This window comes from Asaccharospora irregularis DSM 2635, assembly GCF_900129815.1.
GTDB classification, from domain to species: Bacteria; Bacillota; Clostridia; order Peptostreptococcales; family Peptostreptococcaceae; genus Asaccharospora; species Asaccharospora irregularis.
In genome coordinates, this window is the sequence record NZ_FQWX01000028.1 from 1 (window position 1) to 21,972 (window position 21,972).

27 protein-coding genes are annotated in these 21,972 nt (G+C 37.9%); all 27 read right to left on the reverse strand.

Annotation, left to right across the window (positions count from 1 at the left end):
• Window positions 1-468 precede the first annotated feature (468 nt).
• Window positions 469-1,074 (reverse strand): cadmium resistance transporter, encoded by a 606-nt coding sequence (locus BUB34_RS09775; RefSeq protein WP_073126872.1) that lies wholly within the window; start codon window positions 1,072-1,074, stop codon window positions 469-471.
• A 767-nt stretch (window positions 1,075-1,841) separates the two neighbouring features.
• Window positions 1,842-2,321, reverse strand: coding sequence for a Csac_0668 family 2Fe-2S cluster-binding (seleno)protein (locus tag BUB34_RS09780; protein ID WP_073126874.1), 480 nt, complete (start codon window positions 2,319-2,321; stop codon window positions 1,842-1,844).
• A gap of 143 nt (window positions 2,322-2,464) precedes the next feature.
• Window positions 2,465-4,309, reverse strand: a complete 1,845-nt coding sequence (locus tag BUB34_RS09785) for a heavy metal translocating P-type ATPase (RefSeq protein WP_200787912.1) — start codon at window positions 4,307-4,309, stop codon at window positions 2,465-2,467.
• Between the two features lie 15 nt (window positions 4,310-4,324).
• On the reverse strand, window positions 4,325-4,546 hold the full coding sequence (locus BUB34_RS14040) for a cation transporter (RefSeq protein ID WP_003145146.1): 222 nt from the start codon (window positions 4,544-4,546) through the stop codon (window positions 4,325-4,327).
• A 144-nt stretch (window positions 4,547-4,690) separates the two neighbouring features.
• On the reverse strand, window positions 4,691-5,059 hold the full coding sequence (locus BUB34_RS09790; protein ID WP_073126877.1) for an ArsR/SmtB family transcription factor: 369 nt from the start codon (window positions 5,057-5,059) through the stop codon (window positions 4,691-4,693).
• 765 nt (window positions 5,060-5,824) lie between these two features.
• Window positions 5,825-6,148, reverse strand: a complete 324-nt coding sequence (locus BUB34_RS09795) for a hypothetical protein (protein WP_055290862.1) — start codon at window positions 6,146-6,148, stop codon at window positions 5,825-5,827.
• A 65-nt stretch (window positions 6,149-6,213) separates the two neighbouring features.
• Window positions 6,214-7,029 carry an LEM-3-like GIY-YIG domain-containing protein gene (locus BUB34_RS13345; protein WP_200787914.1) on the reverse strand — a complete coding sequence of 272 codons (816 nt, stop codon included), beginning with the start codon at window positions 7,027-7,029 and terminating at the stop codon, window positions 6,214-6,216.
• A 9-nt stretch (window positions 7,030-7,038) separates the two neighbouring features.
• Complete coding sequence (locus BUB34_RS09805) at window positions 7,039-7,557, reverse strand: hypothetical protein (protein ID WP_242948872.1); 519 nt, start codon at window positions 7,555-7,557, stop codon at window positions 7,039-7,041.
• 198 nt (window positions 7,558-7,755) lie between these two features.
• Entirely contained in the window at window positions 7,756-7,980 is a 225-nt protein-coding gene (locus BUB34_RS09810) for a helix-turn-helix domain-containing protein (protein WP_055272256.1), read from the reverse strand.
• Between the two features lie 142 nt (window positions 7,981-8,122).
• On the reverse strand, window positions 8,123-8,524 hold the full coding sequence (locus BUB34_RS09815; RefSeq protein ID WP_073126881.1) for an arsenate reductase ArsC: 402 nt from the start codon (window positions 8,522-8,524) through the stop codon (window positions 8,123-8,125).
• The gene (arsB, locus tag BUB34_RS09820) at window positions 8,521-9,567 is read right to left on the reverse strand and encodes an ACR3 family arsenite efflux transporter (RefSeq protein WP_073126883.1); all 1,047 of its coding nucleotides are present in this window, start codon (window positions 9,565-9,567) and stop codon (window positions 8,521-8,523) included. Before arsB ends, BUB34_RS09815 begins: the two co-directional genes overlap by 4 nt.
• Window positions 9,567-9,959 carry a thioredoxin family protein gene (locus tag BUB34_RS09825; RefSeq protein ID WP_073126885.1) on the reverse strand — a complete coding sequence of 131 codons (393 nt, stop codon included), beginning with the start codon at window positions 9,957-9,959 and terminating at the stop codon, window positions 9,567-9,569. The genes arsB and BUB34_RS09825 overlap by 1 nt, the downstream gene beginning before the upstream one ends.
• 15 nt (window positions 9,960-9,974) lie before the next feature.
• A complete protein-coding gene (locus BUB34_RS09830) occupies window positions 9,975-10,988 on the reverse strand; it encodes a permease (RefSeq protein ID WP_055200289.1) in 1,014 nt (337 codons plus the stop codon).
• Between the two features lie 90 nt (window positions 10,989-11,078).
• Window positions 11,079-11,441 carry an ArsR/SmtB family transcription factor gene (locus BUB34_RS09835; RefSeq protein ID WP_070102096.1) on the reverse strand — a complete coding sequence of 121 codons (363 nt, stop codon included), beginning with the start codon at window positions 11,439-11,441 and terminating at the stop codon, window positions 11,079-11,081.
• Between the two features lie 99 nt (window positions 11,442-11,540).
• Window positions 11,541-13,115 (reverse strand): recombinase family protein, encoded by a 1,575-nt coding sequence (locus tag BUB34_RS09840; protein WP_055200285.1) that lies wholly within the window; start codon window positions 13,113-13,115, stop codon window positions 11,541-11,543.
• Window positions 13,116-13,118: 3 nt separating this feature from the next.
• The gene (locus tag BUB34_RS09845; protein WP_073126887.1) at window positions 13,119-13,532 is read right to left on the reverse strand and encodes a hypothetical protein; all 414 of its coding nucleotides are present in this window, start codon (window positions 13,530-13,532) and stop codon (window positions 13,119-13,121) included.
• 1 nt (window position 13,533) lies between these two features.
• Window positions 13,534-15,096, reverse strand: a complete 1,563-nt coding sequence (locus BUB34_RS09850) for a recombinase family protein (RefSeq protein ID WP_073126889.1) — start codon at window positions 15,094-15,096, stop codon at window positions 13,534-13,536.
• 61 nt (window positions 15,097-15,157) lie between these two features.
• Window positions 15,158-15,376 carry an SHOCT domain-containing protein gene (locus BUB34_RS09855; RefSeq protein WP_022059219.1) on the reverse strand — a complete coding sequence of 73 codons (219 nt, stop codon included), beginning with the start codon at window positions 15,374-15,376 and terminating at the stop codon, window positions 15,158-15,160.
• A gap of 55 nt (window positions 15,377-15,431) precedes the next feature.
• Window positions 15,432-17,384: a DNA polymerase gene (locus BUB34_RS09860; protein WP_073126891.1), complete on the reverse strand. Its 1,953-nt coding sequence runs from the start codon at window positions 17,382-17,384 to the stop codon at window positions 15,432-15,434.
• A gap of 60 nt (window positions 17,385-17,444) precedes the next feature.
• The gene (locus BUB34_RS09865) at window positions 17,445-17,624 is read right to left on the reverse strand and encodes a hypothetical protein (protein ID WP_073126893.1); all 180 of its coding nucleotides are present in this window, start codon (window positions 17,622-17,624) and stop codon (window positions 17,445-17,447) included.
• Between the two features lie 88 nt (window positions 17,625-17,712).
• The gene (locus BUB34_RS09870) at window positions 17,713-18,261 is read right to left on the reverse strand and encodes a DUF2815 family protein (RefSeq protein WP_073126919.1); all 549 of its coding nucleotides are present in this window, start codon (window positions 18,259-18,261) and stop codon (window positions 17,713-17,715) included.
• A 5-nt stretch (window positions 18,262-18,266) separates the two neighbouring features.
• Complete coding sequence (locus tag BUB34_RS09875; RefSeq protein ID WP_073126895.1) at window positions 18,267-19,397, reverse strand: DUF2800 domain-containing protein; 1,131 nt, start codon at window positions 19,395-19,397, stop codon at window positions 18,267-18,269.
• The gene (locus BUB34_RS09880; protein ID WP_073126897.1) at window positions 19,390-19,758 is read right to left on the reverse strand and encodes a hypothetical protein; all 369 of its coding nucleotides are present in this window, start codon (window positions 19,756-19,758) and stop codon (window positions 19,390-19,392) included. The genes BUB34_RS09875 and BUB34_RS09880 overlap by 8 nt, the downstream gene beginning before the upstream one ends.
• 419 nt (window positions 19,759-20,177) lie before the next feature.
• Window positions 20,178-21,038, reverse strand: a complete 861-nt coding sequence (locus tag BUB34_RS09890) for an N-acetylmuramoyl-L-alanine amidase (RefSeq protein ID WP_073126901.1) — start codon at window positions 21,036-21,038, stop codon at window positions 20,178-20,180.
• A 1-nt stretch (window position 21,039) separates the two neighbouring features.
• Window positions 21,040-21,453: a phage holin family protein gene (locus BUB34_RS09895; RefSeq protein ID WP_073126903.1), complete on the reverse strand. Its 414-nt coding sequence runs from the start codon at window positions 21,451-21,453 to the stop codon at window positions 21,040-21,042.
• A 44-nt stretch (window positions 21,454-21,497) separates the two neighbouring features.
• Window positions 21,498-21,788 (reverse strand): toxin, encoded by a 291-nt coding sequence (locus BUB34_RS09900; RefSeq protein WP_073126905.1) that lies wholly within the window; start codon window positions 21,786-21,788, stop codon window positions 21,498-21,500.
• Window positions 21,788-21,967 carry a hypothetical protein gene (locus BUB34_RS09905; protein WP_073126906.1) on the reverse strand — a complete coding sequence of 60 codons (180 nt, stop codon included), beginning with the start codon at window positions 21,965-21,967 and terminating at the stop codon, window positions 21,788-21,790. The genes BUB34_RS09900 and BUB34_RS09905 overlap by 1 nt, the downstream gene beginning before the upstream one ends.
• Between the last annotated feature and the right edge of the window lie 5 nt (window positions 21,968-21,972).

Genomic DNA, 21,972 nt, shown 5'->3' on the forward strand with positions numbered 1-21,972 from the left:
TTTCATTTACGCAACCGCATTTAGAGCATGCTTTTGGAACATATGTAAGCACTGCGTTTAATACCTTAAACTCAATACCTCTTATTTTTTCAATTCCATCTCCTGTAAATACTAAATTTTTATCGCTAATTCCTAGAATATTTGATATAATATCATTTGAGCACATGTCAAACCTCCTCGTTTATTTTGTTGTCGTGACTTAATTATACAACGAGTTTGACATGTGTTCTTTATTTTTTTAAAAAATAATAGCGCTGATAGTAATTAGTCCATTTTTGTCTAACGACAATTATGGATTTTTTATTACCATCAACGCTAAATATTATACAGCCAAAATAACACTTATTTTCAACATCATACACAATTCTTGCTTCTCATGTTTCTTTGGACAAATAAGATAATTTTAAGTAAACAAAAAAGACCTACTAAAGATTTCCTTTAATAGGTCTGAAATATAAAAATAGACTATTAACTTGTAATTAGGGATATGAAATAATTAATCGTTCCATTTTCAATCAATATATAAAATCCTAGCCCAATAAACACGACTGGAACAACTATTTTTTCGTACTTTTCCACCACATCTTCGATAGTAGGAATTGAGGCTAAACTTTTAGATAATTTGCATAGTATAAAAATTCCTAACGCAAATATTACTAAACTTAGACTAATTTCAATCAAGTTCTTTCCTATAAAATAGGGAATATAAATTCCTAAATTATCTCCACCCATCGCCACTGTTAAACTTGTAAATGCTAAGATTTTTGATCCCTTTCCGGTAATTTTTCCCTCAATGTCTTCTTCATCAATATCTTCATCCACAAAAATTGCTCTTATACCAAGACCTAGTGGAATTAGTCCAAGGAGACCTATAATCCAATCTTGTGGAATAAAATTTAAAAAGTAAGCGGCAATAAGACTAATCAGTACAAGCAGTCCTGTACCTAAATACTGTCCTGCATAAATTGATTTTAAACCTTCTTTGCCTTGACTGGCAAATAAAATAGTCAAAACAACTAAGTAATCAATTGATGTAGAAACAAAAACTAATAAAGCAGATACTATTGTTTCCATTATTTCTCCTTTCAAAATATTTAATTTTTATAACCAATCAAAAGTGACTTCATACACATTCTGCCTTGGCAGTTGCCAATGGAGACATTTGAAGAAATAATTTCACAATTTTTCAACCTTTCTTTTAAGTATTATTTATAAGTCTAATTAAATTATAAAATTTTGTCAAGTATGATAATAGATATCCACTCAAACTACGAAGATTGTATATACATAAGATTAGATCGAACAAAAATTATTTATCTAATATTGAATCATCTCATTCACTATTTTTAATGCTGCTTAGCCTTTTAATAAAAAAATTAATAATATGATTATTTAGTTCAAAATTCATAAACCTATTGATTTCAAGCTTTACAGAGCCTCTAACCCTCTATTCCCTTGTCATCAATACTAGAGCCTCAGCCGTAGCTTTCACCAATTGAAGCTCGTTATTCACTCGCTTCTCTTTGGGAAAGCCTGGCATGCCCACAGGGCACACGTGAGGCCTATTCAGTTTTTCTCCAAGAGCGTAGCGATTGGCTAAGAAAAACTAATGCCTTTGGTACCTCTGCTTCGCATCGATTAGCTTTGCTAATCGCGCGATAGCAGGGTTAGGGCTTCAACATGTTTCGAGTTGCCTTGATAGCTATCAAAACTGCGTTCTCAACCCCTATGGTTAAGGGGAACATATCCACACTCGTAGTTGGAAACATATCCAACATTGGCTCTCGTTTGTGGCAAGATATCAACGGTTTTGTCTGTTCGTGAGAACATATCAACTCAAATCATTTCATGGTTAATCCCTTATCAATGGCTTCCTGAATAATCTTATGACAACATACCCCCAAAGGATTGTTTTCCTTACAAAGCAAATTTTTCATTGCTCCAGTTATGGCATTTACTTCTTTAACGGTTTTCGCACCATGCTTTACAACTGCTTCAATTACCTGATCTTCTGTGACTTTGCTGCAATAACAAGCATACTTAGGATCTGCATCTTTCTTAAACCAGATAGGAACCCTAACTTGGTCTTTTAAGAATTTTATTTCTTTATCTAAGTTATAGTAAATAACGTCGCAGTCCTCATTCATGCATATCTTATATTGATCTCCATCAACGGCATTACGATAATCATCTGTCACCAAGTGTTCAACGGTTATCCTACTAACTGTTACTCCTTCATTATTACAGACAGGGCAACTCGCCTTTGTTCTATTTAAATTTTGTGTGATACATTCACAGCAACATTCATCAATAACTTTCAATTAAATAACCTCCATATCTTTAAAACCATTTAATTCAAGGTAAATCCCAACCAATTTTCATTTATAGTTTTTAAATTAAAAAATACCCCTTGATTGTATCGTCAATTATCGGTATCATTCAAGGGGTGAATAGGAAAAATAGTTTATAGATTCTTTACATTCAAAGCTCTAAAAGCATTTAATACTGCAATGATAGTTACACCTACATCTGCAAATATAGCTGCCCACATAGTAGCTATTCCAAAAGCACTCAAAATAAGAACAATTATTTTTATTCCAATTGCAAATACTATGTTTTGATGTGCAATTTTTAGTGTCTTTTTAGAAATCTTCATTGCAGTAGCAATTTTCGATGGCTCATCAGTCATAATTACAACATCAGCAGCTTCAATGGCCGCATCAGAACCTAAACCACCCATTGCTATTCCAATATCTGCACGAGCTAATACAGGTGCATCATTGATTCCGTCACCGACAAAGGCGAGTTTACCTTTTGTGGATTTTTGTGAAAATAATTCTTCTAGTTTTTCAACTTTGTCTGCTGGCAATAGTTCTGCATAAACCTTATCAAGACCAAGCTCTTTAGCAACTTTTGAACCAACACTTTTATTATCACCTGTCAACATAACTGTTTGCTTAATATTAGCTGCCTTAAGTTCCTTAATTGCCTGTGCTGAATCTGGCTTTACCTCATCGGCAATTACAATATAACCTATATATTGGTTATTAACAGCAACATGTACGACAGTACCAATCAGTTCTCCCTTGAAATAAGGGATATTCATCATTTTCATAAGTTTGATATTTCCTGCCATAACCTTTTTACCATCTACTGTTGCAATAACACCATGACCTGATATCTCTTCTACATCTGAAATACGTCCATTATCTATTTCTTTTCCATATGCACGTTTCAGTGAAAGTGAAATCGGATGATTGGAATAGCTTTCCACATATGCAGTTAATTCTAGTAGCTCTTCTTTGGAAACTCCTTCTGGATGAATTTCCTGTACATTAAATACACCTTTCGTTAGTGTTCCAGTTTTATCAAAAACAACAATTTCAGTTTCTGCTAATGCCTCTAAATAATTACTACCCTTGACTAAAACACCTTTTTTTGAGGCTCCACCTATTCCACCGAAGAAACTCAAAGGAATTGAAATAACTAAAGCACACGGACAGGATACCACAAGGAATGCTAGTGCTCTATATATCCAATCACTAAAAGTCGCCCCGTCTATAACAAGAGGAGGTATTATCGCAAGAAAGGCTGCAATGATAACAACAACTGGGGTATAGTATCTGGCAAACTTCGTAATAAATTGTTCTGAATTGGATTTTTTACTACTTGCGTTTTCAACTAAATCAAGAATCTTACTTACAGTAGATTCTCCATATTCCTTGGTAACCTCTGCTGTAATAACTCCATTAATATTGATGCAACCACTTAGGATATCACTTCCTACTTCTACTTCACGAGGAACAGATTCACCAGTAAGTGCCGATGTGTCGATCATTGAACTTCCCTCTATTACCTTGCCATCAAGAGGAATTTTTTCTCCTGCTTTAATTACAATAATATCTCCAATTTGTACTTCATCCGGGTCAGTCCTAACAAGTTCATCACCTTTTTTAACATTTGCATAATCTGGTCGAATATCCATAAGGCTCGCAATTGACTTTCTCGACTTGCCAACTGCATAGCTTTGAAACAGTTCTCCAACTTGATAAAACAGCATAACTGCAACACCTTCAGGATACTCACCAATAAAAAATGCACCAATTGTTGCAATACTCATTAAAAAGTTTTCATCGAAAACTTGACCTTTAAAAATATTTTTTACAGCTTTTTTTACAACATCTCCACCTACAATAATGTAACTTATTATAAAGAGAGCAATCTGTAACCATTCGTTATTTAAATTAAGCAATACTGCTGTAGCTAACACGGCTGCACCAATAATTATTCGCCATAGTCGTTTTGTCATACTAAATAGCCTCCTTTAAGCCTTTTTCATAGTTGTATCGGGTTCAATTTTTTTAACTATTTTTTCGGCCTCTGCTATTATTGTTGGCATTTTTTCATCCTCACCATCAATAACGAGTTTTGTGGTCATAAAGTTAACAGTAGCTTCTTTTACTCCATCAAGCTCATTAATAGCTTTTTCCATTTTTGCCGCGCAATTTGCACAATCCAAACCTTCAAGTATAAATTTCTTTTTCATTATTAAATCCTCCTAATATTATTTGTAATTTTATTTTGAATACTACAAGTCTTTTTCAAATTTTCTTGAAGCATTGCTCATTTGATATGAAGACTTAAATATCTGCCCAAATATCTTCAAAAAATATTCTATTCTACCGCATTACTACTTCTCGTTGATGTGAATTAGACCTTGGTCAAATATTTCTCTTACATGATCATCAACTAATGAATAATATACTACTTTGCCTTCTTTTCTGTTTTTCACTAAATTAGCTTGTTTTAAGACTCTCAGCTGATGGGAAATTGCTGATTGTGTCATATTAAGTAATACAGCGATATCACAAACACACATTTCAGCTTCATGTAAAGCCCATAATATCCTGATTCGTGTTGAATCTCCAAATACTTTAAATAATTCTGCTAGATCATAAAGGCTTTCTTCTTGAGGCATTTTATCTCTGACTTGATTTACAATGTCCTCATGAATTACATTGCAGTCACATCTTTCAATTGAATTAAGTTTTTCACTCATATTATCACCCCTTTTTAAATCATTTCACTTGAATGCTCGAGCAAGTATTCATACGTTGTGTATTTATTATATTATTATTTTTCTCATATGTCAATAGTTATATGAGCATTTATTCAAGTGTTTTTTTATATTATTTGAAATATCTCAAAACCATCTATTACGACATTAGTACCATAAAAGGGTGATTTCAATACAAACTTTTTTTTAAAAACACAATTATTGTAGTTCTATAATAGTTTGAAATAAAATTTCAAACTATTAAAAAACTATAGTGGTAGCTGTTTCAAAACAACAACTACCACTACATTAGATTATATAAAATTCTTATCATCCCAGAGGATTATTTCTCCCTCTTTCTGAGTCATCAATTATTCCACCTTTATAATGTCATCACTCTTTTTACCCTATGTCATCTATAAATCACCCCAAAAATAGGGGTCAAAAAACGGTGTTTTTTTGCTCATTTTTTACTCCAAAATCGCTCTTGAACCACTATATGTTGTGGTCAGCCTCTACTTTTTACCCTCCAAACCACAATACGTCATCAGAATTATACTCTCAACGTGGCTCGGTTGTTCAACCAAAAACATACTCAACCCCTATTGTACAAGGGAATGGTGGAACGCACCTTTTCCCTTAAAATCTAGGGTTTTGAGCCTGTGATAACCTTGAATTGCTCTATAATTTGTATAGGCAAACAGGGTAAAGCTCTGTTCCTTAAACTTCATTTTTCATGTCATCCCTACAAACTTGAATTTGACTTGCCTATTTTCTTAAAATCTCATGTGAAGCTTCTATTTCATTTGCCAAGGTATGCTCTGTTAATTCTGACATCAATTTCAATTTTTTATTAATCAATGGTCGCATACAATTAGGAACATGTTCCTGATGCGCTCTGTGGATTGCTACACATTCCTTACAGTTTCCGTGATAACGACAGGCTTTTAGGCAAGGACAGTGATCTTTGTCTTTATACTCCTTACGAAATTCCGCTGCAAATTCTTCTTGCAGTCTCAGCCCCTCGACACGGTTTCCCTTATGAAATTCTACCATTGCATCCAGTTCTTTCTGGTTCCCTTCAATCTTCATGTTATTATAGCGCCTCCATTTCAACTATTCCTCATTTTCTGATAAATTCCGATTTGTCAATTTCATTAAATATGAATTTTATCTTTCTCCAGTGGATACAGATATGTAATCGGATTCTGTGCCGACTGATTCAACTTCAATCCGGCTATCGACTTTCCAATGTAGAACGATTCATTCTCATCCAACGGAAATCCCTGCTCATATCTTTCATCCACAAAAAATAATCTATTTTCAGTTTTTGGTGTAAGAACAATATCCTGTCTTGGAAGTCTGTCCTTCGCCTCTTTACATACAAACCACTCTGACGGCTTATACACGGCAACAATCAAAGAATTGTAAACACCAAAAACATACTCAACCGTTCTAACCTTTTCCTTTGATACTCTCCAAACACCACGAACAGCATCATATAATACCTTCTCATCCATACCTCTTTGGTAGAGTCTATTTATTTTGATGACAAGGATTTTATGCCTGATGTCTTTTTCTTCAAGTGGGGCGGCACCGTTTATTCTTTCATACTCATCAACCGATAAAGCCTCTGCAGAAAGATGTCCGGCAACAATGTTTGTAAGTCCCGCATCACCAACATAGTTAAAAGCATTAATCAGTGAAGCCTCTGCAGCAAATGCCTCTTCTTCGGTTAAGTTTGAATTGATGATTATTTTCTCAACCTCAAATCCGGCATTCTTAATATCTGCAATAGTCTTCAGTTTCAACTTCTCGCTATCCGGACTGCCCAGGCTCTCTTTTTCATGTTCAAATACTCTATTTTTAGTGCCTTTTCCAATATAGAAAATTTGCTTACTGCGTGGATCTATGAGTCCATACACATAATAATCTCCAAGTGAAAGAAGGCTCTTCTCTGAAAATCTATCCATGCATTTCTCCTAGTGTGCATTCTTTATTCCTTGGTTCGTATCCAAATCAAAGCCGACCTGCCAAAATCCCATATCTATCATTTTCATTTGTGGGTATGGCATACCTTCAACTTCCATCTTTTCTCTGACAGGTTCGAGTCGGTCAACGTTTTTCTCATAAAAGTTGACAAGCTGCATTATAGACCTAATGTTGTAATTTCCAGTGGCAACCTTCTGATTCTTTATTCCTGCAATAAAATATCTATCATATGCTGGAACACAGCCAAGTGTTCCCATAAGTATTTTCGTGATGAGTGTAAAAGATAACTGATTTTTCAGTTCTTGTTCTTTTACTTTGTGCCTGATTTTATCGTAATACTGCTCTAAAAACGAATTTATATCCTGCAGTAACTTTTGGTTGCTATCGTCTTTGAAACCGATACAGTCAATTCCAGCTAAAACATCATATTTTTCATTTAGCAGTTCTTTTACTACTGGAATATGTACTTTATAATCCTTTTGTAGCAAAAATGATGAGCCCCGATACATTCCCCAACTTGCTAAATAGAAAGCTAGTTGTAAACTCAGATAATCATAATCAATCTCTTGGCTCCCTCGTGCTTTTATGAAATGTGAATAGCAGTGTTCCCAAGAACGATATCGGCCATTCTCATCAACCTTCAAATCATTATAAAATTCTGTTGATGATTTAATAATCAAATCCACAGTATCCATGCTACTCACCGCCTATTCGTTACTTGTTTTTATCTGTTCTCCATCTGGGAAGATAAATGATTGCTCAAAGGTAACCTCCATCACATCAGCTATCTGTTTCAACTCCTCAAGAGTAACTGTATCTCGTTTCAGTTTCTTACCAAAGTTCTGTGGAGTCTGACCTATCCGTCTGGCAAGTTCCGAAACGCTTATATTCTTTTTATTACATAATTCTTTAATCATATCGGATGTCTTCATCGTTATCCTCCATGTCTAAAATGCACCTCAACTTGTTATATTATAAACCAAATGGTTGATATTTTCAATCCTGACACAGTTACACTTTGTAAATTTTCTATGAACGAAAAAAACACCCTGCATTGCTGCAAGGTGCTAATGATTATAAACTATTCTTCAATTTAATAATTCTTTCTTCAATTTCACGGATCACTTTAATAAAATCCACATCATCGTTTCCTGTAGGGTCATCTAGTTCCCAGTTATCATCAAAAGATCTGCCGATAAAAGGACATCCAACATTACATCCCATTGAAATTGCAATGTCTACGTCCGGAATATCTGTAATTAACTTGCTGTATTGACCATTTGTTTCCATATCAATTCCATAGAGTTTTTTCATTATACGAACAGCATCCTGATTGATTTGTGGCTTTGTTTCTGTCCCGGCAGAATAGCTTTCAAACACATCGGATGCTAGATGTTTTCCAAGTGCCTCGGCAATCTGACTTCTACAGGAATTGTGAACACAGATAAATGCTACCTTTTTTCTTCCATCTGTCATTTCTTAAACCATCCTCTTGTACTATTGGCCACCTTTACAAGCGCAAGCATAACCGGAACTTCTGTTAATACACCTACTGTTGTTGCAAGTGCAGCCGGACTCGTTGTACCAAATAATGCAATAGCTACGGCTACAGCTAACTCAAAGAAGTTTGATGCCCCTATCATTCCTGCCGGTGCTGCTATGTCATGTGACATTCCAAATATCTTTGACGCTGAATAAGCAATAAAGAAAATAAGAACAGTCTGAACCGTGAGCGGCACTGCTATCAACACTATGTGCAAAGGATTTGATAAGATAACTTCTGTTTGTGATGCAAATATTAAAACCAAAGTAAGAAGCAAGCCAACTGTAGTTGCGTTATCAAACTTATGGACAAAAGTGTTTTCAAAATACTCTATTCCTTTATTTTTAACTACAACTATTCTTGTTAATACACCCCCAACAAGTGGAATCACCACAAACAGAATCACACTGAAAAACAATGTTCCGTAGGGTACTGATACATTTGATACGCCAAGCAAAAACTTTACAATTGGCACAAATGCAATCAGTATGATTAAATCGTTTGTTGCTACCTGTACCACAGTATAAGCAGGATTTCCTTTTGTAAGAGTACTCCATACAAATACCATTGCTGTACATGGTGCTGCTCCAAGAAGCACTGCTCCTGCAAGATACTGAGTAGCAAGTTCTGGTGCAATAAATCCTTTAAATACTGTAAACAAGAACAATGATGCAATTCCATACATGGTAAATGGTTTTATTAGCCAATTTGTAATCCATGTAATGAAAAGCCCTTTGGGATTCTTTCCCACTTGTTTAATACTCTGAAAATCCACTTTAAGCATCATTGGATAAATCATAATCCAGATAAGTATTGCAATCGGAATAGAAATCCCAGATATTTCAAGATTACCGAGTGCGTTAGGTATGGTCGGTAATAACTTACCAATGATTACTCCTACTACCATACATATAAATACCCAGATTGTAAGATACTTTTGAAAAAAATTAATTCCTTCACTCTTTTTCTTTGCCATTAAAATCCCATCTTTCCAAGCAGCTTAATTACTTCAGAGCTCTTTAATACCTTACCCATTGAAGCAACTGTTTCATTCACAACAATGGCAGGCATACTCATAACACCGTAAGCCATAACCTTTTCCATATCTGTGATATATTCTACTTCAATACTCAACCCTAGTTCTTCAATGGCCTTTTTAACATTTTCATACTGATCATGACAGCTTTTACACCCAGCACCAAGCACCTTAATGCTTGCAAGCTTGTTATCTCCACCACAACAGTTTTCTACTTGTTGACCGCCACAGCAACATGATGATGCTTCATAAGTAGCTACTTTTCCATTGCAGGCACAAGCAGGCTCTACCTTAACTTTTTCTTTTTTCTTTCCTAATCCAAATAATGACATAATCTTTTCCTCCTGTTAAATAAGTAAATATTGAAATGCATTAAATGCATAACCAACAATAATAATTCCTACGGTACAGATTCCAATGAACAGACCTAAGAGTTTTGGTTTGATTGCCTTTTTCAGCATAATCATGGATGGAAGAGACAGTGTGGTTACTCCCATCATAAATGACAACACAACGCCCAATCTTGCACCTTTAGCAAGCAGTGCTTCTGCAATAGGAATACATCCAAAGATATCTGCATACATCGGAACCCCCACAATTGTGGCAATAATGACACCAAATGGATTACCAGTACCAAGAAATCTCACTATAATATCTTCTGGTATCCAGTTGTGAATAAAGGCTCCTATTCCAACACCAACAAGAATATATGGGAAGACTTTTTTAAATGTTTCAACAACCTGCTCCCACGCATATTTTATTCTGTCTTTAACCGCTAGTTCTTCCTGTGGAATATCGATTTGCTTTGCATTTCTTATAAATTCTTCTACCTGATTTTCAAGGTGAAGTTTTTCGATAAGTGTTCCTCCTGCAACTGCAATAACTAAACCTAGTACCACATAAATCACTGCTACTTTTGCTCCAAAGATACTCATCAATAAGACTAACGACCCAAGATCAACCATTGGAGAAGAAATTAAGAAACTGAATGTAACACCCAATGGCAATCCAGCACTCGTAAATCCAATGAATAGTGGGATGGATGAACAAGAGCAAAACGGTGTAACGGTTCCTAATAATGCAGCTATGATGTTTGCACCGATTCCATGAAATCTTCCAAGTATCTTCTTAGTTCTTTCTGGTGGAAAGAAACTCTGGATGTAACTGATGATAAAAATCAGTACACAAAGCAAGAAAACAATTTTTATCACATCATAGATAAAAAACTGAACACTGCCTCCAATCTTCCCGGATGTATCAAGACCAATAGCGTATAAGAACTTACCAATCAATGAACTAAGCCATTTCATTCCTAAAATTTGATCTTGTATGAATATCCAAATTGTACTCAAAAATTGCATATTTAACCTCCTGATAGTTTTATAGATTTACACATATCAATGTATTCATTTAAGAGAACGGCAATCTTACCTGATTGCCTAATTTATATATTATTCGCACTTATCGCAGCTGCATCCACCATCTGAATCAATAGTTTCAAGATAATGAGAAAACATATCCTTAAAACGGTTTTTCCCTTCCTCTGAAATTGAGTAGTGCATCCATCTCCCATCTTTTCTAGAATCGACAAGCCCACAGTCGCAAAGCAATTTCATATGATGAGAAAGAGTTGATTGGGTAATGGATAACTCTTCAAGTATAACGCAGGCACATTTTTCTCCATGATGCAAACATTCCAAAATACGAAGTCTGTTTTCATCTGCCAAAGCCTTAATCATACGAACATCTTCTTTATAACTCATAGTATCCACTCCTTCCTGTAAATCTACACTTATTCTATCAGATGTATTCATACTTGTCAATATATCGAATTAATTATTAATGTAAATTTTCTATGAACAAAAAAACACCCTGCATTGCTGCAAGGTGTTGATGTAATAGTTCCTATTCAATTATCTTTTGAGTTCAATAGTCATGCCGGATTTAAATTCGAAAATCAGTTTATCATCATAAACTGTGATTTTTTCAATTAGCCTTCTGACCAGTTGCTCATCATATTCTGTGATTCTGCTTGTTTGTGTTTGAAGAAAATGTCGCATTTCATTAATTCGTTTTCTGAGCATTTCCTGCTCAGCATCCTTTGTTACAACTGCCGCCTTCTTTTCCCTCAAGGCATCTATTTCCTTTGCTATAGCATCATACTCGGCATTTTTGTTTACGCACATTACAAGCTTTTCCTGCAATTCCGCCATTCTTTGGTCTATGTACTCAAGTGTTGCCGTAGAATCACCATTCAGCACATCTTCGATATTATGCTGTAGCTGCACCAAAAATTCTTCTCTTCCTCCAAGAGTCTTATTGATGGCTCTCATGACTGCTTTTTGAATTTCAGATTCACTGATTGCCTCGGCATCACAGCCGTTTTTCGGTCCCTTCTCAATTCGGCTGGCACATCTCCATTTGTTATAAGATGCACCTCTGGCTTTCCACGCAACTCTTCTGAAAAGATCCCCACATTTACCACAGTATATGATGCTCGATAATGCATATTTGCTGCTGTAGACTCTTTTCGTCTTCCCGTTTTCTGTTCTTAAATGAGCTCTTCTTTGCAGTTCTTCCTGGACCTGCATGAACAACTGCCTTGGAATGATTGCTTCATGGTTATTTTCAACATAGTACTGAGGAACAATTCCATTATTAGCAACTCTCTTCTTTGTAAGAACATCAACCGTATATGTCTTCTGTAAAAGAGCATCTCCCATATACTTTTCATTAGTAAGGATTTTTCTGATGCCATCACTTCGCCATTTCATATTTCCGGTTGCGGTTGGAATACCATCTGCCATAAGTCCGTCTGCTATATTCTTAAGGCTTGCACCTTGAAGATATTCTCGAAATATTCTTCTTACTACCACAGCCTGCTCTTCATCAATGATGAGATGTCCATTCTCGTCTTTTGTGTATCCCAAGAACCAATTATGATTAATCTGAACCTCTCCGTTTTGATATCTGAATTGAAGTCCCATCTTTACATTCTTGGAAAGCGACTCAGATTCCTGCTGTGCAAGTGATGCCATAATAGTAAGAAGTACCTCGCCTTTAGCATCTAAAGTATTGATATTTTCTTTTTCAAAAAATACAGGCACATTTTTTTCTTTAAGCTGTCTGATGTACTTAAGGCAGTCCAATGTGTTTCTTGCAAATCGGCTGATTGACTTTGTGATAATCATATCAATTTTGCCTGCCATCGTATCTTCAATCATGCGGTTGAATTCTTCTCGCTTTTTCGTATTTGTTCCACTGATACCGTCATCAGCGTATATTCCGGCGAATTCCCATTCAGGATTTTTCCTAATATATTCCGTGTAATGTTCAACCTGGGCATCATAACTTGTAGCCTGTTCTTCGCTGTCAGTACTTACTCTACAGTACGCTGCGACCTTTAATTTTGGCTTATCTTCTGCGGTTACTGTATTACCTACACGTTTTTTTGCCGGAATAACTGTTATGTTCTTTGCTCCTGCCATAGGTTATTCCTCGCTTTCTATCAAACTGTAAATGTATTCTGCCTGCTCGAATGGATCAGGAAATGTTAAATCGGCTGGCTTGAAATGAAATGCTATAGGAACTGTCTTATTGTGTTCCTTGCTCCTTCTGTTGAGCCTTCCAAGGTTCCCTGCCCTTCGTGTCAGTTCTTCCAGAAATCTTATCTGGATTTCTTTGTCAATTATCTGTGGGTAATAGTCTGTTCCCAAATACTTCTTGTTAGAAAGCATTCTCTTTACTGATGCATGGTTCATCTTAAAACCTGCTTCTTTAGCTGCATCAATAAGTGACTTGCCTTCAAAATAATATCTGTAGGTTGCCCTTATTTGTTCTGCAGCCGTTTCATCAACTACAGCACAACCGTCAACTATTTTGTACCCTACTGGTATGTGTGCCATATCAATCTATCCTTTCCTTCAGCTTTAAGCCGAATTTTAATTCAAACTCTACTTCTTCTCTGGACAGCACCTTTACCTTTTCTACGAACCTTTCAAATAAGGAATCGTCCCATTCGGTAAAAGGCTCTGCTCCGTTAAGGAAACTGACCAGGTCACTTAATGCCTGTTCCATCGTGTAGCCTGCGTTATCCATTCTGTAAAGAAGATCTCGTTTTGCAGTAAGCTGTTCATACTCCATCACTAGCTTGTTATGAGCCTCGGCAAATACTGGACTTTCAAGATAGCCTCTTGTAAGAAGTGTATTCAGCTGCTTTCTCTGTTCTTCGTTGCCCTGCATATCCTTTTCGATGTCTTCCATACTGTGAATATTCTTCTTTGAATTACTGGTAGTGATGGAAATAAGAAGTGGCTTTAAGACCAGGTCGTTTCCAAATACCAGCTTGTTCATCATGGTAAGGAAGGCTCTCTTTAAGTCATCATCACGAATGAACTTCATGGAACAGGAACTCGAATCTTCAATATGTCCGCCACAGCACCAGGCATTGTAGCTTCTGCCGTGGGAAGTGTAATGGTATCTTCTCTTAAAGGATCTTCCACACTCACCACACTTGATTTTGCCGGACATGGCATATCTGTTCTGATACTTTGATGTATCCTCACTGCAGTTGCCTTTTTCAAGTCCACGCTGTCTGATGGCTTCCTTTGCCTTTTCAAAGGTATCCTTGTCAATGATAGGCTCGTGATGATTTTCACAGTAATATTGTTCTTCTTCGCCATAGTTCCTTTTTCGCTTGAAGGATGCATCTGTGATGGTCTTCTGAAAAAGTGCATCTCCTATGTACTTCTCATTTGTAAGAATGCCGTTAATCGTAGCGCCTGTCCACTTAGCACCTCTCTTGGTCGGAACACCTTTTTCATTCAATTCCTTTGCAATTATGTGGGTGCTCTTTCCGGCAAGGCATCCTGCAAAAATCTCTTTTACAACTTCTGCCTGTTCTGGAACAATCACCATCTCACCATCAACATTGGCATAACCATAAGGCGGATAGGAAATCACATAAGTACCGTTCTGGAATCTCTTCTTGATGCTCCACTTCTCATTCTCGGAAATGGAACGTGACTCGCTTTCTGCCATGCTGGCCAATATGGCAAGCATCAATTCACTTTCCATAGAGCCTGTGTGGATATTTTCCTTTTCAAAAATAACATAGACTTCATAATTCAAAAGCTTTCTTACAAGTGTCAGACAATCGGTAGTGTTTCTGCTGAATCTGCTGATGGATTTTGTGATGACAAGATCGATAAGACCTTTTTCACAGTCTTCCATAAGTCTTAACAACCCATCTCTCTTTGCAGTCTTTGTACCGCTGACACCATCATCATAATAAATACCTGCATATTCCCATTCACTGTTTGCTTTGATGTAACTCTCATAATGATTTTTCTGTGTTTCAAGGCTGAGTTCCTGTTCATCACTATCAGTTGAAACTCTGCAGTATGCAGCCACCCTTGTCTTCTTAAAAACGGAGAAATCAACCTGATTGATTTTCGTTACATTCTTCACTTATATCACCTCGCTTTATCGTATGACATATTCCCGTAGAAACCGTTATATATCAAGTCAATTACTGATAAATCTCGCATAGATAAGGAGAGAAAATAAGCCGATTTTTCTCGGAGATTTTGTGTAATTCATCATCAGAAATAAGACCCTTTTCTGCCATCTTACGAACTATCCTTTCAGCGAGAATGAAGTCAAATTCCTTCTGCAATTCTTCCTGTGTAAACACCTTTGTGTCAGGCTTTGGTGCTGCTGCACCGTCTTCTAATTTTGTAATCTGCATAAAAAAGCACCTCCTACCATGTAGCCTTGGCAGGAGGTTAAAAAGGACGTTTTCATTAATCTTTTTTATAAAACTGACATTCATAGCCGTCAGCACGAAGAAGCAGCCCCTCCGCCCAAGGTGGAGTTCTTCCCATCTGCTCACACACGGCATCAAGGGACATATCCTTTCTGCACTCAATGATGACTTCATCATGCACATGAGCAACGATATTACAGTTTCTTAAAGTCTGCATTGCATACATGAGAATATCCCTGGCAATTGCCTGTGTGATGTTTTCACAAAACTTGGGACCATAGCTTTCAAGCCTTTCCCATTTCTTCGTGCCACCAACACCCTCATAGGTAACAGACTCACCACCGAACTGATTCACACCCATCTTGGGTTTTACATATGCAAGTCTTCTGCCGGAAGGAAGAACGAAAAAAAGAAATCCACTCTCATACATAAATCGTATGCCGTGAGTTTCGGTTGTGATTCTCTTCTTCACTGTTTCCTTTACACAGCTATCAATATCCCACCACAGCATCGTAATAGCAGGATTTGAATTTCTCCACGCATAAACAAGTGGCTGGAGTTCTTCCTCGGCAAGACCCATTTCAATAGCACCCATAGCTTTTAATGCTCCAACAGATCCGCCATAGCCAAGTGCGAGTTCCGCTATCTTACCTTTCTGCCTTAGGTGGCCATTAATGCCGTGCTTTTCAACAGGAACGCCAAACATCTGTGATGCACTGCTGCAATAAATATCCTTGCCTTCTTCAAATACCTTGATTCTCCACTTTTCACCTGCAAGCCAGGCAAGGACTCGTGCTTCTATGGCAGAAAAGTCAGCAACGATGAATTTGTTATCTCCCTGTGGCACAAAGGCTGTACGGATAAGCTGTGACAAGGTATCTGGGATATCATCATATAAAAGTTCAAGTGCATCAAAGTTGCCTGTACGAACTAACCCTCTAGCTTCGGCAAGATCTGTCATATGGTTCTGAGGGAGGTTTTGTAGCTGCACCAGTCTCCCGGCAAACCTACCCGTTCTGTTGGCACCGTAAAACTGAAACATTCCTCTTACTCTGTTATCTTCGCACACGGCATTTTCCATAGCCGTATATTTCTTAACACTGCTTTTTGCAAGCTGCTGACGAAGAGACAAGACTTCTGCCAAATCTTCCGGCGCATCCTTAATCATCTCTGCCACCACCTTCTTACCAAGGCTATCTGTTTCAAGTCCATTCTCTGAAAGCCAGTTCTTCATCTGCTGTACAGAATTCGGATTCTCAAGACCAGTAAATTCCTGCATCTGTTTTGTAAGGGCAGCCTTGCTCTTTTCATCAAAGGTAATAGCATTCTTAACAAAATCCATATCAACACCAATACCTCGATCATTGATTTCCTGGTCAAGATGGTACTCATCCCACATTTCATCAGACACTGGAAATCTAGTAAGCTTATCCTTGATGCCCATTTCCGTTTCAACATCACGGATATTATAGGCTTTGAACTGCTGCCATTTTTCCATATCGTGATAAGGCATATTTCTTGTTCTGCCACCGTTTACCTTGGTTGGGGAACAGGGAGCACAGAAGTATTTGATGAGATTCTTGCCTTCCGATAGTTTCTGCTTTTCAAGTCCAAGAACGGCACCTACTCCTTCAAGAGATAACGGAAGTCCGAGTGTAGCTGACCATATCATGGTGCAACGCCATGACACAGGATCAAGACAATATCCCTTAAGAGATACACCATTATCACGAAGATACCTGAATAAGCAGACTCTTTCAAACTGTGCATTGAACGCCCACTTTATTACTCCATCATCCGTTAAGGCATCAATAATATCGGCTGGTATCATTTCTCCCATTGCCAGGTCAACAACCTTAACTTCACCACCATCGACTGAATAACCGAATAAAAGGATTTCAAAATCATCACTCTCTGTGTACTTGTAAACACCGGATTTCTGCAGACTTATGCTGGAGTAGGTTTCTATATCAATACTGATTGATTTCATTATTTCACTTCCTTCCAAAGCAAAATAGACGGCAGAGGATAACCTCCACCGCCCATATGCTTATTCTTCAGTTGATTCTTTCTTTTCACTTTTCTTGGCTCTGTGTTTCTTGATGCTGTCACGCACAAGCCAGATACCATCCATGATTGTACTTACAATACCGTAGATTGCAGCACCCATTAAAAAGCAGAAAATGATAAGTACGTCAACCTGCTTTGCTAATTCATATAATTCGTTCATATCGTTTACCTCGTATATTCGTAATATCGTTTATAATGGGACGGTGGTATTTCACACCGTCCACAGGAAATAATAAGGTCAGGTCAGATTAAGATAAGAAATCGTCATCCTCTTCAATTGTGAAGTCATCTACTGCTGATGTTCTTCCTCCAAGTGACTCACCATCTCTGATCTTCTGAATGTTGCCAAGACCACAGGCAATGCCCTTATTACCATTAGAGTTGAACGCATAGAAGTTAAGAGAAACTCTTGCATAGCAGCCACTGTACACTTCATCACGGTCAAGGATAGGCTTTACGGACTTATCAACAATCTGTGGTGCTGTCTTACTGTTGGCATTGATGAACCAATGTCCGGCATAAGCCTCGTCCTCACGCTCTGTGTCACCGTCACGAAGAGGAAGCTTGATTGCTGCCTTGTTAGGCTTTTTGCCACCGAACTTTGCGATGCCTTCCTCAATAGCTGCATCAATCGCATCATTGATTGCCTTTACTGTTTCCTTATCATCCTTTGGAATAAGAACAGATACACTGTATCTTTCAGGACCTCCATTGATTGATACTGGCTCCCATCCGTGGAAATAAGAAAGTCTTGTGTTTTTACCTGTAATAACTTTAGTTCTGTTTACATTAGCCATAATCATTAATCCTCCATTTTAAATTCGTTTTTAGCGTTTGTAACATTGATTGCTTGTCTCTTGTCCGAGTCTGGTACAAGAGTTGGCTTTCCGGGTGGTTTGATAATGAGGTCACCCAATATTTCCTCAAAGTTTGCTTTACCCATCAGTTTCTGCATCTCTGTAAGAGTAATAAGTGACTGACGGTAAATGTCCTTATAGCCTGCTTCCTTGGCTGCCTCTGCCACTGCTGATTCGTCCTTATATTTACGAACCGAGCGACCTTCAACAACCTTGAATCCGTTCCACTCTTTGCCGTGGTTTACTGCAGATTCAGTGGCATAAGCCATAATTTCATTTGCCCACTTTGTAAGATCAGGAATTACCGATAAGATTTCTTCGATTTCCTCATCCGTAAGAAGTGGCGGAAGTTTGAATTCTTCCTGTGCAAGTTTCAGTTTTTCTTCTGCTCTTGCTCTGCATCTGACTGCTGCCCTGCAGAAGGTACACCATTCACCAGGACAGTATTCGCCCTCGCCATTCATGGCCATTTCAGCCTTTGGCTTTAAAACTTCTTCTGCCCAGGTCTTGAGTTCATCAACTGTGATTGTCCAGGTACTCACATTCTCCCTGCGTGGCTGGAAGATGGACATTGATACTTCCTTGATGTCATATAAGCTGTCATAGATAGCAAGCGCACCAAGTGCATAGCATTTCATCTGTGGATTGTCTGTTGCATCAACAAGAACTCCCATTCCATATTTGAAATCGATGATATGTAATCTGTCATCAGATACAATCACACAGTCTGCTGTGCCATAGCCGTCCGGCACATAATCAGAAAAGTCTACGTGTTGCTCTATCAGCACCAATGGATCCTTGCAATTCTGTTTTGCAATATCAAGCTGTTCCAAGACGAAGTCCACATATGCATCTGTGTGTTCCTGCATTTCATCACTGTCATAGGATGATACAGGTCTTTTACTTCTCATGCGGAGTGCCTTCTTAAGCTTGTGTTCACATTGAGCATGAGCAGCTGTTCCTTCTTCTGCTGCCTGGCTTGTTTTGTTCTCGAACTCTGACTCAAGGCTTGCACTAGGTGTACAGTTGAGCCATCTGTGAGAACTCGAAGGTAAAAGGAATGCGTGTTTACTCATCTCCAAGCACCTCCGCCTCTTTGATGATATCTGCATAATTCTTAGGATCGATATCGGATAACTTGCTGCCACCGTATTTAGCAATCAATCCCTTTACTTCTGCAGTAAGTCCGTTCTGGCTCTTTTCGGCTAGAACTCCTCTGACATCTTCTAATGTGTATACCTTGGCTTTTTCCTTCTTAGGTTTTTCTACCTTTTCAGGAATCTGTGCTACAGGTTCTTCTTTTACTTCAACTGCTTGAACATCGATTGCTTTAATCTCTGTCAATGCATCTGCAAATACCTGCAAGCTGTCAGCCAAAGCACGAACATTTGAAATAACATCAATAAGTGCGTCAAGTACTACGGTTACTTTGCTCATGGTCTACCTCCTTCCATAATCTTTGTTATGGCAAGTTCCTGGATGCAGTCACCCGGCACAAGAATTGTGATCTTCTGCTTTTTGCCAAACAGCATTCGCAGAAATCGTTCTCTTAAGGTGATGCTTTTGCAGGAAACCATACCGTTTCTCTGTGGCTTGTCAGAAACACTGATGTGCAGATTGTGTTTCATCGTTAACACCTCCATTTCCAAGAGTTTTTTGTTACCCTCTAGCTATTAGCCTTGGGAAGATAGGGAAAAGGACGTTTTTCAAAAAATCTTTTTTTCTTTCGTTCTTTCAATTGCTCTTCCTATCTAGTAGCCTTGAACGAACTGTCAAAAGGACGTAAAAATAAAAAAAGACCTGCCAACATTCAAAAAAGAATGCAAGCAGGTCAAAGCCTTGTTAGTTATTCCGTTTTAAGATAAGATTTCATTTACTCTTTTCTGTACAGCATAGTAATCATAGCCAGCATTTGTAAGTCTGTTCTTACGTTCTGTTCCGTTGCCCCATTTACCATTGATGACTTCTCTTGCAAGCTCATCTACCGTTTTGGTACTTGAGGTAGTAGAGCCTACGATTCTTCCGCTTTCATCAAAGACAAAGTATCCTGGATTTGATGCAGCACATCTCTTTGCATTATCAAGGGACTTGAATGCACCTTTCTGTGATTTTGCATCATTCCAAGATTTTCTGACTCTATATAATCCACTTGCAGTTGTTCCGCCAGAAGAAGAACCACCAAGCTGTGCAGTGACCTTTGATGCAAGATCACCAAGTCTTGAGTAAAGCCAATCTCCCGGACAGGACTTATTGGCAAACCATCTGTGAACTGTAAGTACCATCTCATCAGATTTTGGTGAGTAATTCAGAGTCTTATTTTTATCCCCAAGCCAGATAAGTTTCTTTTTTCCATTACGTTTACAGATATCTACGCAAAGTTTAATAAGAGTTGCGTACACGGTGCTGTTCATAATATATGGATGTTTAGTATCGGATGCACATTCAATCGTGACGGCTCTCTGATCATTCGCATTAGATGAAGAACACCAAGAACGATTCTTTTCTTCCACATACATTCCGACTCTTCCATCGGAGCCGATGCCATAATTGCAGCTTGCTTGTCTGGAAGTCGATGCAAAGATATTTCCTAAAGTTTCTACAGAACACTGTCCCACCACGCAGTGGGGTGTGATTCTGTCGATGGAATGTGTTCTATGTCCTGAATGATTTGGACTGAGTTTTGTGTAAGATACTAATTTTGAATTTGTATAAGTCATATTATTTTTCCTCCCTTTCTGCTCTGTCATGGAGCTGCTCTAAGACTGTTTTAATCTTTTCTGGAATAGGAAGCCCTAAATATCCTGCATTTTCTAGAAGTGATATACCTTCATTAGAAATATAGAAAAAGATAATTGCAGTCCTAAGAACGCTTCCCGTACCAATTACCTGGACATCGAGAATGTTTGCAATGCCCACAAGCAAGAAAATCAGTACCTTTCTGCAGATACCTTTGAAACCAACTGAACTGGATAACTTCTTATCTGCAATGGCACACATGACTCCTGTAATGTAGTCGATGACTACGAACGCAATCAGTGCCAAGATAAGACCATCACATCCGCCTAAGAAGTAGCCAAGCCATCCTCCGATACCAGCAAATGCAAGCTGGATCATATTCCAAAATTCCTTCATTGATAAATCCTCCATTTCTATGAAAAAAGCTGATGCAAAATGTATCAGCTCTCGTCATCTATTTTTTCTTTTTCTGCCTTATAAGTAAGCAGCTCGTCACTTACTTCCTCAATCCTATCTTCGTAGTACTTTTTGTTCTCATCGGCAAAACTCTGCTCCTCTGCGATAGACTCCGCAATCGTTGCCGAACGAATATCCGATAAAATACTCGCCACAATCCCCTCAATCATGTAAGAAGGAAGTGGGTATTCCTTTTGCAGATTGATAATCGTGCCATTTAAACTACTTCGAAATCTCTGATATGCCACTGCATAATTCATCGTTGGCTTTTCCATTATGATTCTCCTCCTTCAATAGAAAGGAGCAGGTCAAGTTTGTGATTGATCTGCTCCAGTAATTTGGTATTTTGTTCATCTGTGTTACTGCTTTTAAGCTCCTCAACATTCGTTTCAAGTGTTCCATTGTTTTCTATTACCGGCTCTTCCGGAGTGAAGAGTTTTAGTTCTTTTGCCATGGCCT

What these genes read in the sequence shown, in the direction of transcription:
- BUB34_RS09785 (WP_200787912.1), bottom strand. Translation starts at nt 4,309, where the DNA reads ATGACAAAACGACTATGGCGAATAATTATTGGTGCAGCCGTGTTAGCT.
- BUB34_RS09835 (WP_070102096.1), bottom strand. Translation starts at nt 11,441, where the DNA reads ATGAATACATCTGATAGAATAAGTGTAGATTTACAGGAAGGAGTGGAT.
- BUB34_RS09815 (WP_073126881.1), bottom strand. Translation starts at nt 8,524, where the DNA reads ATGACAGATGGAAGAAAAAAGGTAGCATTTATCTGTGTTCACAATTCC.
- BUB34_RS09855 (WP_022059219.1), bottom strand. Translation starts at nt 15,376, where the DNA reads ATGCAGATTACAAAATTAGAAGACGGTGCAGCAGCACCAAAGCCTGAC.
- BUB34_RS14040 (WP_003145146.1), bottom strand. Translation starts at nt 4,546, where the DNA reads ATGAAAAAGAAATTTATACTTGAAGGTTTGGATTGTGCAAATTGCGCG.
- BUB34_RS09890 (WP_073126901.1), bottom strand. Translation starts at nt 21,038, where the DNA reads ATGACTTATACAAATTCAAAATTAGTATCTTACACAAAACTCAGTCCA.
- arsB (WP_073126883.1), bottom strand. Translation starts at nt 9,567, where the DNA reads ATGGCAAAGAAAAAGAGTGAAGGAATTAATTTTTTTCAAAAGTATCTT.
- BUB34_RS09875 (WP_073126895.1), bottom strand. Translation starts at nt 19,397, where the DNA reads ATGAGTAAACACGCATTCCTTTTACCTTCGAGTTCTCACAGATGGCTC.
- BUB34_RS09830 (WP_055200289.1), bottom strand. Translation starts at nt 10,988, where the DNA reads ATGCAATTTTTGAGTACAATTTGGATATTCATACAAGATCAAATTTTA.
- BUB34_RS13345 (WP_200787914.1), bottom strand. Translation starts at nt 7,029, where the DNA reads ATGGATAGATTTTCAGAGAAGAGCCTTCTTTCACTTGGAGATTATTAT.
- BUB34_RS09905 (WP_073126906.1), bottom strand. Translation starts at nt 21,967, where the DNA reads ATGGCAAAAGAACTAAAACTCTTCACTCCGGAAGAGCCGGTAATAGAA.
- BUB34_RS09895 (WP_073126903.1), bottom strand. Translation starts at nt 21,453, where the DNA reads ATGAAGGAATTTTGGAATATGATCCAGCTTGCATTTGCTGGTATCGGA.
- BUB34_RS09805 (WP_242948872.1), bottom strand. Translation starts at nt 7,557, where the DNA reads ATGTATCGGGGCTCATCATTTTTGCTACAAAAGGATTATAAAGTACAT.
- BUB34_RS09810 (WP_055272256.1), bottom strand. Translation starts at nt 7,980, where the DNA reads ATGAAGACATCCGATATGATTAAAGAATTATGTAATAAAAAGAATATA.
- BUB34_RS09775 (WP_073126872.1), bottom strand. Translation starts at nt 1,074, where the DNA reads ATGGAAACAATAGTATCTGCTTTATTAGTTTTTGTTTCTACATCAATT.
- BUB34_RS09825 (WP_073126885.1), bottom strand. Translation starts at nt 9,959, where the DNA reads ATGTCATTATTTGGATTAGGAAAGAAAAAAGAAAAAGTTAAGGTAGAG.
- BUB34_RS09795 (WP_055290862.1), bottom strand. Translation starts at nt 6,148, where the DNA reads ATGAAGATTGAAGGGAACCAGAAAGAACTGGATGCAATGGTAGAATTT.
- BUB34_RS09880 (WP_073126897.1), bottom strand. Translation starts at nt 19,758, where the DNA reads ATGAGCAAAGTAACCGTAGTACTTGACGCACTTATTGATGTTATTTCA.
- BUB34_RS09870 (WP_073126919.1), bottom strand. Translation starts at nt 18,261, where the DNA reads ATGGCTAATGTAAACAGAACTAAAGTTATTACAGGTAAAAACACAAGA.
- BUB34_RS09900 (WP_073126905.1), bottom strand. Translation starts at nt 21,788, where the DNA reads ATGGAAAAGCCAACGATGAATTATGCAGTGGCATATCAGAGATTTCGA.
- BUB34_RS09845 (WP_073126887.1), bottom strand. Translation starts at nt 13,532, where the DNA reads ATGGCACACATACCAGTAGGGTACAAAATAGTTGACGGTTGTGCTGTA.
- BUB34_RS09840 (WP_055200285.1), bottom strand. Translation starts at nt 13,115, where the DNA reads ATGGCAGGAGCAAAGAACATAACAGTTATTCCGGCAAAAAAACGTGTA.
- BUB34_RS09865 (WP_073126893.1), bottom strand. Translation starts at nt 17,624, where the DNA reads ATGAACGAATTATATGAATTAGCAAAGCAGGTTGACGTACTTATCATT.
- BUB34_RS09790 (WP_073126877.1), bottom strand. Translation starts at nt 5,059, where the DNA reads ATGAGTGAAAAACTTAATTCAATTGAAAGATGTGACTGCAATGTAATT.
- BUB34_RS09860 (WP_073126891.1), bottom strand. Translation starts at nt 17,384, where the DNA reads ATGAAATCAATCAGTATTGATATAGAAACCTACTCCAGCATAAGTCTG.